Annotated in this window: 13 protein-coding genes; 5 read left to right on the top strand and 8 right to left on the bottom strand. The window is 58.6% G+C overall.

Translation table 11 applies throughout. The features are described 5' to 3' along the window. The first annotated feature begins 82 nt into the window (after positions 1 to 82). Positions 83 to 1,777 carry a C4-dicarboxylic acid transporter DauA gene (dauA, locus tag ACL2XM_RS08655; RefSeq protein WP_413732743.1) on the top strand — a complete coding sequence of 565 codons (1,695 nt, stop codon included), beginning with the start codon at positions 83 to 85 and terminating at the stop codon, positions 1,775 to 1,777. 711 nt (positions 1,778 to 2,488) lie between these two features. Here dauA and kdsA read toward each other — a convergent pair. Genes kdsA through hemA form a run of 6 tightly spaced genes read right to left on the bottom strand, consistent with a single transcriptional unit; the run spans position 2,489 to position 7,843 of the window. Continuing rightward, positions 2,489 to 3,343, bottom strand: a complete 855-nt coding sequence (kdsA, locus tag ACL2XM_RS08650; RefSeq protein ID WP_410014969.1) for a 3-deoxy-8-phosphooctulonate synthase — start codon at positions 3,341 to 3,343, stop codon at positions 2,489 to 2,491. A gap of 59 nt (positions 3,344 to 3,402) precedes the next feature. After that, the gene (gene sirB1, locus ACL2XM_RS08645; protein ID WP_410014968.1) at positions 3,403 to 4,212 is read right to left on the bottom strand and encodes an invasion regulator SirB1; all 810 of its coding nucleotides are present in this window, start codon (positions 4,210 to 4,212) and stop codon (positions 3,403 to 3,405) included. Next, complete coding sequence (locus ACL2XM_RS08640; protein ID WP_413732742.1) at positions 4,209 to 4,607, bottom strand: SirB2 family protein; 399 nt, start codon at positions 4,605 to 4,607, stop codon at positions 4,209 to 4,211. Before ACL2XM_RS08640 ends, sirB1 begins: the two co-directional genes overlap by 4 nt. 31 nt (positions 4,608 to 4,638) lie before the next feature. Further along, the gene (prmC, locus tag ACL2XM_RS08635; RefSeq protein WP_413732741.1) at positions 4,639 to 5,472 is read right to left on the bottom strand and encodes a peptide chain release factor N(5)-glutamine methyltransferase; all 834 of its coding nucleotides are present in this window, start codon (positions 5,470 to 5,472) and stop codon (positions 4,639 to 4,641) included. Continuing rightward, complete coding sequence (gene prfA, locus ACL2XM_RS08630) at positions 5,472 to 6,554, bottom strand: peptide chain release factor 1 (protein ID WP_410014965.1); 1,083 nt, start codon at positions 6,552 to 6,554, stop codon at positions 5,472 to 5,474. Before prfA ends, prmC begins: the two co-directional genes overlap by 1 nt. 32 nt (positions 6,555 to 6,586) lie before the next feature. After that, positions 6,587 to 7,843, bottom strand: a complete 1,257-nt coding sequence (gene hemA / locus ACL2XM_RS08625) for a glutamyl-tRNA reductase (protein WP_410014964.1) — start codon at positions 7,841 to 7,843, stop codon at positions 6,587 to 6,589. Between the two features lie 221 nt (positions 7,844 to 8,064). On the opposite strand from hemA, the gene lolB reads away from it, so the two are divergent. The 3 genes from lolB to prs all read left to right on the top strand — a co-directional run bounded on the left by lolB (position 8,065) and on the right by prs (position 10,645). After that, the gene (lolB, locus tag ACL2XM_RS08620; protein WP_410014963.1) at positions 8,065 to 8,688 is read left to right on the top strand and encodes a lipoprotein insertase outer membrane protein LolB; all 624 of its coding nucleotides are present in this window, start codon (positions 8,065 to 8,067) and stop codon (positions 8,686 to 8,688) included. Then, a complete protein-coding gene (gene ispE, locus ACL2XM_RS08615; protein ID WP_410014962.1) occupies positions 8,685 to 9,545 on the top strand; it encodes a 4-(cytidine 5'-diphospho)-2-C-methyl-D-erythritol kinase in 861 nt (286 codons plus the stop codon). The genes lolB and ispE overlap by 4 nt, the downstream gene beginning before the upstream one ends. A gap of 152 nt (positions 9,546 to 9,697) precedes the next feature. Further along, entirely contained in the window at positions 9,698 to 10,645 is a 948-nt protein-coding gene (gene prs, locus ACL2XM_RS08610) for a ribose-phosphate diphosphokinase (protein WP_331122568.1), read from the top strand. A 366-nt stretch (positions 10,646 to 11,011) separates the two neighbouring features. Here the strand turns inward: prs and ychH are convergent, their stop codons facing one another. Together ychH and ACL2XM_RS08600 are read right to left on the bottom strand one after the other, a co-directional pair. After that, positions 11,012 to 11,281 (bottom strand): stress-induced protein YchH, encoded by a 270-nt coding sequence (gene ychH, locus ACL2XM_RS08605; RefSeq protein WP_410014961.1) that lies wholly within the window; start codon positions 11,279 to 11,281, stop codon positions 11,012 to 11,014. A gap of 383 nt (positions 11,282 to 11,664) precedes the next feature. Continuing rightward, the gene (locus tag ACL2XM_RS08600) at positions 11,665 to 12,138 is read right to left on the bottom strand and encodes a GNAT family N-acetyltransferase (RefSeq protein ID WP_413730398.1); all 474 of its coding nucleotides are present in this window, start codon (positions 12,136 to 12,138) and stop codon (positions 11,665 to 11,667) included. Between the two features lie 262 nt (positions 12,139 to 12,400). Between ACL2XM_RS08600 and pth the strand changes: the two genes are divergently transcribed. Continuing rightward, entirely contained in the window at positions 12,401 to 12,985 is a 585-nt protein-coding gene (gene pth, locus ACL2XM_RS08595; protein WP_413732740.1) for an aminoacyl-tRNA hydrolase, read from the top strand. Positions 12,986 to 13,162 lie beyond the last annotated feature (177 nt).

Genomic DNA, 13,162 nt, shown 5'->3' with positions numbered 1-13,162 from the left:
CATTCATCATAACTGGTATTTTAGTGTCTCTTTACGACGGACCGCACGGCCCGCCCTGCTCACGTTTTGGCTCGTTGTTTTAATGAAAAATCATCTCTTCACCGGTCTTCGCCCGTTCAGCGCGCTTATTGACGCCTGCTGGAAAGAACCTTACACCACCCAGCGCCTTATCAAAGACATCATCGCCGGTATTACCGTCGGCATCATCGCCATTCCCCTGGCCATGGCGCTGGCCATTGGCAGCGGCGTGGCGCCCCAGTACGGCCTGTATACCTCCGCCGTGGCGGGTATTGTCATCGCCCTGTGCGGGGGTTCCAGGTTTAGCGTGTCGGGTCCGACCGCGGCCTTTGTGGTCATACTTTATCCGGTGTCGCAACAGTTCGGGCTTGCCGGTTTGCTGATTGCCACCCTGCTTTCCGGCGTGATCCTGGTGATTATGGGTTTTGCCCGGCTGGGCAAGCTTATCGAGTTTATTCCGCTCTCGGTCACACTGGGCTTTACCTCGGGCATTGCCATCACCATCGCCACCATGCAAATCAAAGACTTTTTTGGTCTTACCCTGCCCGTGGTGCCGGAGGAGTATGTCGGCAAGGTAGCGGCGCTTTTCGCGGCGTTGCCGACGTTCAATCCCGGAGATACGCTGATTGGCATAGGCACCATGGCGGTGCTGGTCTATTGGCCACGCCTGGGCATCCGTTTCCCGGCGCACCTGCCGGCGCTGATAGCCGGCTCCGGCATCATGGCGGTGCTGTGGCTATTTGATATGCCGGTGGCGACCATCGGCACCCGTTTCGGTTATATCCTGGCGGACGGCACCCATGGGCAGGGTATTCCCCCGATCCTGCCGCAGTGGCTGCTGCCGTGGACGCTGCCCGATGTGCACGGCGTGCCGATGGGCTTAAACTGGCATACCGTTTCCGCCCTGCTGCCCGCCGCATTCTCGATGGCGATGCTCGGCGCGATTGAGTCGCTGCTGTGCGCCGTGGTGCTTGACGGCATGACCGGCAAAAAGCATCAGTCTAATAATGAACTTATCGGACAGGGAGTGGGCAATATCATCGCGCCGTTCTTCGGCGGCATTACCGCCACCGCCGCCATTGCGCGTTCGGCGGCCAACGTGCGCGCCGGCGCCACCTCGCCGGTGTCGTCGCTGGTACATTCCCTGCTGGTGCTGCTGGCGCTGCTGGTGCTGGCGCCGGCCCTGTCCTATCTGCCCCTGTCGGCCATGGCCGCGCTGCTGTTGCTGGTAGCCTGGAACATGAGCGAGGCGCGCAAGGTCATTTACCTGCTGCGCCGGGCGCCCAGGGACGATATCGTGGTCATGCTGCTGTGCATGTCGCTGACGGTATTGTTCGATATGGTGATCGCCATTACGGTGGGCATCGTCCTGGCCTCGCTGCTGTTTATGCGCCGTATCGCCGCCATGACCCGTATCAGCGAATTGCCGCAAAGCACCAGCGGCAAGCTCAGGGCGCTGCGGGTCAACGGTCCGCTGTTCTTTGCCGCCGCCGAACGCATTTTTGAGGAAATCGCCGTGCTGACGGCGCAGGATAACGTGATTATTCTGCAATGGGATGCGGTGCCGGTACTGGATGCCGGCGGCCTGCAGGCGTTTGTGCACTTCAGCGAAAACCTGGCGGCGGGCAAACGCCTGGTGATAACCGATATCCCCTTCCAGCCGCTGAAAACGCTGGCGCGGGCCAATATCCATCCCATCCCCGGCCGGCTGGCATTCTACAGCACGTTGGAACAGGCGCTGGCGGAGGAAGCCAAATAAGCCAACACCGGGCTTAATGCCGCCGTGTTAAAGGGAAACCGTGCCGATGGGGTCGAATCGGGCGTGGTGTTCCGCCCGACCGGGCGCCCCATGGCACGGTAAGCCCGCCAACACCGGGCTTAAAGCAGCCGTGTTCAAGGGAGACCGTGCCGATGGGGTCGAATCGGGCGTGGTGTTCCCGCCCGACCGAGCGCCCCATGGCACGCTAGGCCCGCCAACACCGGGCTTAAAGCAGCCGTGTTCAAGGGAGAGCGTGCCTATGGGGTCGAATCGGGCGTGGTGTTCCCGCCCGACCGAGCGCCCCATGGCACGCTAGGCCCGCCAACACCGGGCTTAAAGCAGCCGTGTTCAAGGGAGAGCGTGCCTATGGGGTCGAATCGGGCGTGGTGTTCCCGCCCGACCGAGCGCCCCATGGCACGCTAGGCCCGCCAACACCGGGCTTAAAGCAGCCGTGTTCAAGGGAGAGCGTGCCTATGGGGTCGAATCGGGCGTGGTGTTCCCGCCCGACCGAGCGCCCCATGGCACGCTAGGCCCGCCAACACCGGACTTAAAGCAGCGGTGTTCAAGGGAGAGCGTGCCTATGGGGTCGAATCGGACGTGGTGTTCCCGCCCGACCGAGCGCCCCATGGCACGCTAGGCCCGCCAACACCGGACTTAAAGCAGCGGTGTTCAAGGGAGACCGTGCCGATGGGGGTCGATGCAGACAGAACGTTAACTGCCCGTATCCAGCGCCGGAAAGCTTTTCACCAAATCGTCAATGGCTTTCATCTGCACCAGAAACGGCTCGAGCTTATCCAGCGGCAGCGCCGACGGGCCATCGCATTTGGCATGATCGGGATCGGGATGGGCCTCGATAAACAGCCCGGCAATACCCACCGCCATACCGGCGCGGGCCAGCTCGCCCACCTGCGCGCGACGACCGCCCGAGGCGGCGCCGAACGGATCTCGCGTCTGCAGCGCATGGGTCACGTCAAAAATCACCGGACAACCGCCGGAAACGCGGTTCATCACGTTAAATCCCAATATATCCACCACCAGGTTATCGTAGCCGAAATTACTGCCGCGATCGCACAGGATAACCTGCTCATTACCGGCTTCACGGAATTTATCAACGATATTGCCCACCTGCGACGGGCTGATAAACTGCGGTTTTTTAACGTTTATCACCGCACCCGTGCGGGCCATGGCCTCCACCAGATCGGTCTGGCGCGCCAGGAATGCCGGCAACTGTATCACGTCCACCACCCCGGCCACCGTCTGCGCCTGAGCCGCCTCATGCACGTCGGTAATGACCTTCACGCCAAACTGCGCTTTCAGCTCCTGAAAGATCTTCATGCCCTCTTCCAGGCCCGGACCGCGATAAGAGTGAATAGATGAACGGTTGGCTTTATCAAACGAAGCTTTGAACACATACGGAATACCCAGTTTTTGGGTCACGGTCACGTAATGCTCACAAATGCGCATGGCCAGATCGCGCGATTCAAGCACATTCATGCCGCCGAACAGCACAAAAGGACGATCGTTCGCCACCGGGATATCGCCGATATTCACCACAAGTTGTTTCATACCTGTACCTTATACTTTTTATCGACCTGCCGGCCGGGGTAATGCCGTCCGGCATCGGGTTAATGTAGGGTCACCGACTTCTGCTCGATGGAATGTATCTGAACCTTGATCATTTCACTGATGGGATCTTCCGGACACTGCTCGACAAAATAATTCAGGTCCGAAAGCGCCACGTGATCACACTCCAGCTGGGCATAAATCAAACCGCGATCGCGGATTTCATAAGGATCGTCGGGATCAAATTCCAGCATCGCCTCGCTGGCGCCCAGGGCCAGCTCCATCTGTTTTTCGTCCATCAGCGCCGATTTTAAGGTGTCGAGCAATTTACGCACCACGGTATTGTTATCCGCTTCTTCCAGATCTTCATCCGCCAGCTCGATACCGGTGCCGATATTGCCGCGCAGCCAAATATCCAGCGTATGCTCATCAAGGGTATCGCCGTTAATCGGGTTGATAAGCCACATCTCGCCGTCAAGCCAGCCCGCGCGCAGTATCATCTGGGTAGGGAAAATCACCGGCAGCAGGGGAATGCCCATGGACTGCGCCACATGCAGCAGGATAATGCCCAACGACGCAGGCAGACCCTGGCGGCGCTCCAGCACATTATCAAGCCACAGGGCGTCCGACAGGCGATACACGCCGCCGACGCCGCCAAATCCCCAGGTACGATAAAACAGCTTGAGCAAAAGCCCAAGCTGTTCGTCCTGGTTCAGCTCCACCGAGATCTGCTCCCGCGCGTCCTCGGCCAGCAAACGCAGCTGCTGGCGAACGCTATCGGCGGGAAAATCCTCCCGGATGGCGAGGGAAATACGTATGACACCCTCGCTAAGCGGTGAAAGATTATATTCAAAATCCGCAATATTACTCATAGAAATCCTGTCAGCAGGGGAAGCTTACTGCTAGCCAGCCGGTAAATAGTGTACAGACACGCCAGCCCGCAGATAAATGCCAGCCAGCGGATTTTTTCACGCCGCGTATTGTTGCCCAGCGCAACAGAGCCGAGCAGGATATAAATAATGACCAACACCAGTTTATCCAGCAGCCAGCGGCCGTCGGCGGTGAAGGGAGAAATGCCCGAGAGGATAATCAGCGTGACGCCGGATATCAATAATAGGGTATCGTTGATATGCGGGACAATGCGCACCCACCCTTTGCTCAGCAGGGTGGAACCGCGCCAGCGCCAATAAAAACGGATGATAAACAGCGTAATGGTGATCCATACCGTTGTTAAATGTAAGTACTTGATGGTCATGTAAGCACTCATCACTGCTCCAGCATCCTATAACCGGCGGGTCTTAACCCGGCCATTGTCCCATTGTTACGCGTTCATTGCCGCCATAATCCCGCCGGGAACACACCAGGACGAAACCGGCGCGCGCCAACAGGCCGCGCACCGCCTCGCCCTGATGCCAGCCATGCTCCAGCGCCACCCAGCCACCGGGATGCAGGTGGTCGGCGGCGCCCACGACGATGGCCGTCAAATCGGCCAGTCCGTTATCGTCCGCCACCAGCGCGCTTTGCGGCTCGAAACGCACGTCTCCCTGATGCAGATGCGGGTCGTCCACGGCGATATAGGGCGGATTACTCACAATAAGGGTATAGCGCATTCCCTGCAATGATTTAAACCAACTTCCCGTCGCGAATCGCGCATTGGCGATACCCAGCTGCAGGGCGTTCTCACGCGCCAATGCCACCGCCTCGGGCCGCACGTCCACGCCGGTCACCCGCCATGACGGCCTTTCGCTGGCCAATGCCAGGGCAATGGCGCCGGTGCCGGTGCCCAGATCCAGCACCTGCGCCGGCTGGTCGGGCAGCAGCGCCAGCGCCTGCTCCACCAAACATTCGGTGTCGGGACGCGGGATAAGCGTGGCGGACGAAACCTTAAGCTTCAGGGACCAAAATTCACGCTCGCCGGTCAGGTAGGCTATCGGTTCCCCCGCCGCACGCCGCAACAGCAGGGCGTCGAGCCGCGCAAGCTCCTCCGGCGTCAGGGGTGTTTCGCCAAAGGCCAGCAGCCAGGTACGCGCACGTCCGGTGACAAAACCGAGCAGGATTTCGGCATCCCGTCTGGGGCTGTCGCCGCCGGCGAGCCGGCGCGCGGCGCCATCAAGCCACTGGCCGCACTGCATCAGGATTGCTCTGCCAGCGCCGCCAGCTGATCCGCCTGGTACTCCTGCATGATCGGCTGGATCAGCATATCCAGTTTGCCTTCAATCACTTCATCCAGGCGATAAAGCGTCAGGCCGATACGGTGATCGGTCACGCGCCCCTGGGGGAAATTATAGGTCCGGATACGATCGGAGCGATCGCCGCTGCCCAGCAGGTTGCGGCGGGTCGACGCCTCCTCCAGCTGGCGCCGGCGCACCTCGGCCGCGCGCAGCCTGGCGCCCAGCACCGCCAGCGCCTTGGCTTTGTTCTTGTGCTGCGACCGTTCGTCCTGGCATTCAACCACCAGGCCGGTTGGAAGATGGGTAATGCGGATGGCGGAATCGGTGGTATTGACGTGCTGGCCGCCCGCGCCGGAGGACCGAAAGGTATCGATACGCAAATCCCCGGCATTGATCACCGGCAATTCCTCTTCCGGGATTGCGGGCATGACCGCCACCGTGCAGGCGGAAGTGTGGATGCGGCCCTGGGATTCGGTTTCCGGCACCCGCTGCACGCGATGGCCGCCGGACTCGAACTTCAGCTGGCCATAGGCGCCGTCGTTGTCTATTTTAGCGATCACTTCCTTGTAGCCGCCGTGCTCGCCGTCGCTGGCGCTGACGATCTCTACCCGCCAGCGCCGGGTTTCGGCAAAGCGGCTGTACATCCTGAACAGATCGCCGGCAAAGATGGCGGCTTCGTCGCCGCCGGTGCCGGCGCGCACTTCCAGGAAACAGCCGCGTTCATCATCCGGGTCTTGCGGCAGCAGCAGCAACTGCAACTGCTGCTCCAGCTCTTCCTGCAATGCTTTTAACTCTTTCAGTTCTTCTTGCGCCATATCGCGCATTTCCGGGTCGTCGAGCATCGTTTCCGCGGTGTGGATATCCTCCTGTACCTGCTGCCAGCGCTTAAAGGACGCGGTAACATCGGTCAGCTGCGCATATTCTTTCGACAGCGCGCGAAATCTATCCTGATCGTTAATGATGCCGGCGTCGCCAAGCAACACCTCGACTTCTTCTTGGCGCTCTTGCAACGCTTCCAGTTTGGCAACGATAGAAGGCTTCATAGGTGATGGTTTTACCTTATTAGTATAATGAGCTAGTCCAGTCCCAGACTGTCCCGCAGGATTTGCAGCCGTTCGACATCACCGTCACGGGCGGCCTGTTGCAGTGATTTGGTTGGAGCGTGGATAAGACGATTGGTCAGGCGGTGGGCCATGTCGCGGATCACCGCCTCGGGGTCGGCGCCGAGCCTGATGGCCGCCACGGCGCGCTCCTCTATTTCCGCACGCAGGCTATCGGCCTGGGAACGGAAATCGCGAATGGTTTCCACCGCGCTTTGCGCGCGCAGCCAGCCCATGAAATCCAGGCATTCCTGCGCGACGATGGTTTCGGCCTGGACGGCCGCCGACTGTCGCTGGGCGAGGTTTTTTTCAATAATGGCCTGTAAATCATCCACCGTATAAAGATAGGCGTTGGGGACCTTGCCCACGTCCGGCTCGATATCGCGCGGCACCGCGATATCCACCAACAACATCGGCTGGTTGCGGCGCTGCTTCATAGCCCGCTCGACCATGCCCTTGCCGATAATGGGAAGCGTGCTGGCGGTGGAACTGATAATGATATCGGCACTGGCCAGGCGGTCGTCGAGCCCGGCCAGGTCGATGACCTGCGCCCCGACCTCGTCGGCCAGCAGTTGCGCGCGCTCGCGGGTGCGGTTGGCGATGATCAGCTGCTTGACATGGTGCTCACGCAGATGACGCGCCACCAGTTCGATGGTTTCGCCGGCGCCGACCAGCAGCACCGTGACATCGGCCAGGGATTCAAAAATCTGCCGCGCCAGGGTACAGGCGGCAAACGCCACCGATACCGCGTTGGACCCGATTTCGGTTTCAGTGCGCACCCGCTTGGCGACGGAAAAGGATTTCTGGAATAAGCGTTCCAGCTCGCCGGAAACGGTATGCCCGCGTTGGGAATCCGCAAAGGCTTTTTTTACCTGCCCGAGGATCTGCGGCTCGCCCAGCACCATGGAATCCAGCCCGCTGGCGACCCGCATCAAGTGGCTGACCGCGCCGTCGTCCAGATGCCAGTAGAGGCTTTGGCGCACCTCGTCCGGCTGCAAATGATGATAATCGCATAACCAGCCTACCAGCGATTCCTTGAAATTTTCCTGCTGCGCCACGCTTAGGTATAATTCGGTCCGGTTGCATGTAGACAGCACGACGCCGCCCCGCACCAGCGGTTGCTGGAGCAGGCTGACCAGCGCCTGGTCAAGGGTTTCGGGCGAAAACGCTATCCGCTCGCGTAACGCAACCGGCGCCGTTTTATGATTAATACCTAATGCGAGCAGGGTCATGGAATACGGCTATTAAATAATACGAGTGTTAGTATGGTTATGGTTTGAGTGCATTCTACTTGATGCGCGTGATCAAGAAAAGTCACACCGCATTTTCGACCTATCAGGGCATGGCGCCGGTAATGAAATAAATGCCGCTTAGCGTGAAAATTGACGCTATCATGGTGTTAATCACCGGACAAAACGCCTTACCCACGAGAAAATTAAGGAAGCAGTTCCCTATGCCGAAGCGTATTCCCGCCTACTACCGCGTATTGCCGCTGGCCGGCCTGCTATTGGCCGCCTGTAGCGTCCACACGCCCTCAGGCCCCGCTAAAAGCCAAACCTCCCCCGAGTGGCAACAGCATCAACGCTCGGTGTCGCAGCTGTCCAGCTACCAGACGCGCGGCTCTTTCGCCTATATTTCCGGCCAGCAAAAAGTTTATGCCCGCTTTAACTGGCAGCAAACCGGCGCCGATCGCTACCGCCTGCTGCTGACCAATCCGCTCGGCAGCACCGAAATGGATTTGAACGTGCAGCCCGGCGTGGCCCAGATTACCAATAACCAGGGTAAGAAGTATGTCAGCAACGATCCGCAGCAGATGATCCAAAAGCTGACCGGCATGAATATTCCCCTCGACAACCTGCGTAAATGGATGCTGGGGCTGCCGGGCGACGCCACCGATTTCACCCTCGATTCGCGCGGCTTGCTCAAACAGGTCAACTACAGCCAGGACGGCCAGCAATGGACGGTGGTTTACCTGGGCTACCATGACGACAGCCGGCCGGTGCTGCCGGCCAATCTGGAACTGCGCCAGGGCGAGCAGCGTATTAAACTCAAAATGGACAGCTGGACCCTGCAATGATTCATCAATGGCCGGCGCCGGCTAAACTCAATTTATTTTTATATATTACCGGCCGGCGGCCCGACGGCTACCATCAGTTGCAAACGCTGTTCCAGTTTCTTGACTACGGCGATACGCTGACCATCGAGCCGGTCGCAGGCGGGGATATCCGGCTGCTGACGCCCCTTGCCGGCGTACGCGACGACGATAACCTTATCGTCCGGGCGGCGCGGTTGCTGCAGCGTCGCCGGTGGGGGGCTAAAAATAATTCCGCCCTGCCCGGCGCCGATATTCGCCTGGTTAAACGCCTGCCGATGGGCGGCGGGCTCGGCGGGGGATCCTCCGACGCCGCCACGGTGCTGGTGGCCCTTAATCATCTGTGGCGCTGCGGCCTTGAGCAGGAAGCGCTGGCCCGTCTGGGCCTCGAACTTGGCGCCGACGTACCGGTGTTCGTGCGGGGCCACGCGGCCTTTGCCGAGGGAATCGGCGAAATATTGACCCCGGCCGATCCGCCGGAAAAATGGTACCTGGTCACCCTCCCCGGCGTAAGCATATCGACGCCGGCGATATTCGCCGATCCGGCGTTAAAAAGAGACTCGCCGGTACGCGCGCTGGAGGCGTTATTAGCGCAGCCTTTTCATAATGATTGTGAGCCAATCGCAAGAAAACATTTTTACGAGGTTGAACAGCATCTTTCATGGCTGTTAGAATACGCGCCGTCGCGACTGACTGGCACCGGCGCTTGTGTATTTGCCGAATTCGATACCGAGTCCGCCGCCCGTCAGGTGCTGGAGCATGCCCCGGCGTGGATGCGTGGTTTTGTGGCGCGAGGCGTTAACGTTTCGCCGCTGCACCGCGTGTTGACCGGGGCGCATTAAGGTAACCGGACCGTTATGCCGCCGCTAGGTGACGGTTCCGCCAGGTTATCTCGATTTATCTTTACCCGTGTGGCATTGCCCTGTATGGCGCTCCGGTCCCGAGTGTTATGCTGTGCAATACCTTCTCTGGACGCAAGCCTGAGGTTCTTCTCGTGCCTGATATGAAGCTTTTTGCTGGTAACGCCACCCCGGAACTAGCACAACGTATTGCCAACCGTTTATATACCAGTCTTGGTGACGCCGCTGTAGGTCGCTTTAGCGACGGCGAAGTCAGCGTGCAAATCAATGAAAATGTACGCGGTGGTGATATTTTCATCATCCAGTCCACCTGTGCGCCAACCAATGACAACCTGATGGAACTGGTGGTCATGGTCGACGCGTTACGCCGCGCATCCGCCGGTCGTATCACCGCCGTTATCCCCTATTTTGGTTATGCCCGCCAGGATCGGCGCGTGCGTTCCGCACGTGTGCCCATCACCGCGAAAGTGGTGGCGGACTTCTTATCCAGCGTAGGGGTTGACCGTGTCCTGACGGTGGACCTGCACGCGGAACAGATCCAAGGCTTCTTTGATGTTCCGGTCGACAACGTTTTCGGCAGCCCGATTCTGCTGGAGGATATGCTGCAGCAGGATTTGGAAAATCCGATCGTGGTATCGCCGGATATCGGCGGCGTGGTACGCGCCCGCGCCATCGCCAAATTGCTGAACGATACCGATATGGCCATCATCGATAAACGCCGTCCGCGCGCAAACGTTTCCCAGGTGATGCATATCATCGGTGATGTGGCGGGCCGCGACTGTGTGTTGGTGGACGATATGATCGATACCGGCGGCACTCTGTGCAAAGCGGCGGAGGCGCTGAAGGATCGGGGCGCAAAACGCGTTTTTGCCTATGCCACCCATCCGATTTTTTCCGGTAACGCGTTCGACAACATCAAGAATTCGGTTATCGATGAGGTCATTGTTTGCGATACCATTCCGTTGGATCCCAAGATTAAAGCACTGCCCAACGTCCGTACTCTGACCCTGTCGGGCATGTTGGCCGAGGCCATTCGTCGCATCAGCAACGAAGAATCCATCTCCGCCATGTTCGAGCATTAATAGCCGCCGACGTCGCCGCCCCGGCGGCGCGCCTTGCTCATTCCACGCCACGGCGATCGGCCGGCGTGTGGTTTAGCCCCCGGATACGGGCCGCCCGGCCCGCCCGTATTAGTGTTTCCCGCTTTTTATGCAAAAAAAATCCCGAACCCGTAAGCAGGTTCAGGACAGGAAATAAAACCAGTCATCGTTGATATTAATCTATGTCGTTGTTTTTTCAATTGTTATCGCCCGCGTTAACGGACAGTGAGAGACACAAGCCGCTGTTTCGACGGCGGCGTTAAATGACCGGTTGCCAACCAGCGGCGCCAATAAAGACCTCCGCCGGATCAGTGCATTTGTCAAAAACCTGGCTCAAGGTGCCGGCGCTTAATGATGTCCGGTACGACGGCAGCGGGAATCAAACCTGCGATGCCACCAGTAACGATCGCTGATGCGTTCGTGCCCGCCCATGCGCGCCCCTGCAACCCATAACAAGGCGCCGATAAAAATACCCATGATAGCGCTATGCGCGACCAATGGCGTAAAGTGCAATTGCGGAAGCTGATTTAATACTGAACAGGCAAGCCCTGCGAGCATCATTATCATACCTACGCCCATCAGGCTGTTGCCACATAAGAGTGCTGATTTGCGTTTCATCGTTCACCTCCGGGTTACTCAATGAAATCGTGAATTGTTCATTCGTCGTCCTTATCAATCTGTGTAAAGTATAGTCAATATCTTGCTAAAGGCATCGTGCCCGCGATCACAGAGTTGACAATAAGTCACACAAATCATAATTCCCTGTCATTCTGTTTTTAAAAGAAATTGATCTCGATCAATGAGGCGCGCAATAGCGTGCCGGCACGCGGGATTGCAGCTTTTTTGAACGGCCGGTCACAGCCTGGCGCCAGGGATTACCTCATGATCGGATCAGACGAGAGGAGGTGACTATGTACACTGACGATCTGGAAGTGATAACCAGCCTCGGACTTGCACTGACGATTATCATTCTGTTTTGCGCGTTGCTGTAACGGGCGGGTTTACAAATCGAGGCTCATGTCGACGCAAGACAGATAGCGTTGCGCCGAGGCGGAATAATATTGCCCCTCGCCCAGGATGCTGAAACCGCGGCGACGATAAAATTGCACGGCGTTCGGCGTCGAGGCCAAGGTTAAACGGGTTAACCCCCGGGTTTTCGCCTCGCTGATAATCCGCGCCAGGATACGCGCGGCATATCCCCTGCCCTGGTACGCCGGCAGGGTAAAGATGGCCTCCACCGACGCCCTGGTGACATCCAGGAACCCCGTTGCCACAGGCCCGCCGGCGGCTGTCGCGGCAATGACGAAAAAAGGATTTTGCGTGATGCAGGCAACAAAGCCCGCCGGCATGATGTCCGGGGTAAAAGCCATGATGGTGTCGGCATCATAGACGCCCACACAGCCCGCCCGGACGGCCTGATTGCGGATTAGCCATAATGCCTGCGCCTCCTGGGCGCGCGCCAGCCGCAGTTCCATAATGCTCCCATGACGTTTTCATGCGTTACACATCATCCCATTATTGCCATCAATCCGCCGGCAACGAAAGCGTGTTTTCGCGCGCCAGGGCACCCGCAAGGCCATGAGGCTTGCCCGACGGGGTGATGACACTTCGCTAAGCCGCTGCGGCGCAAATCTGTTAACATGACCGCGGGATCACCGGCGCAGGACCACGGCCGCCTGATTTCCCGTTGTGCGTTGGTCTGTTTAATCGAGAGCAATAGTTGAGAATGAAACCGTAATGACTATCAAGTTGATTGTTGGCCTGGCGAATCCGGGCGCGGAATATGCCGCCACCCGCCATAACGCGGGCGCCTGGTATGTGGATCTGCTGGCGGAAGAGTTTCGCCAGTCCCTCAGGGAAGAGAGCAAATTCTACGGGTATACCGCCCGCCTGGCGATTGCCGGACAGGACGTCAGGCTGCTGGTCCCGACCACATTTATGAATCTGAGCGGCAAGGCGGTCGCCTCTGTTGCCACGTTTTACCGTATCCTGCCGGAAGAAATCCTGGTGGCGCACGATGAGCTGGATCTGTTGCCGGGCAACGCCCGCTTGAAGCTGGGCGGCGGCCATGGCGGCCATAACGGCCTGAAGGATATCATCAGCCGGTTGGGCAATAATCCCAACTTCCATCGTCTGCGCATCGGCATCGGCCATCCGGGCGACAAAAGCAAAGTGGTGGGTTTTGTGCTGGGCAAGCCGCCGGCCAGCGAGCTGACCTTAATCGATCAAGCCGTGGCTGAGGCGGTTAAATGCACCGAGATCTTAATCCAGGAAGGCCCGGTAAAAGCGATGAATCGCCTGCACGCCTTCAAAGCCGCCTGATGGCTCTCCGATCCGGAGCAAAAACGGTCTGCCGCCGCGTGCGGACCTATACCAGGCTATGACTCCGGTCGCCCCGGCGCCAATCGAGTTATGCGCGGTTTATGTGTATAATGGGGCATTAACGTATTGATGGTACGGTAAGACTAAATTAACCATCTGATAATAAAGCTATTTAAG

Source organism: Sodalis sp. RH20 (genome assembly GCF_047324205.1).
Taxonomy (GTDB): domain Bacteria; phylum Pseudomonadota; class Gammaproteobacteria; order Enterobacterales; family Enterobacteriaceae; genus Acerihabitans.
The sequence above is the reverse complement of the archived record's forward strand: the minus strand, read 5'-3'. Positions and strand labels throughout refer to the sequence as shown.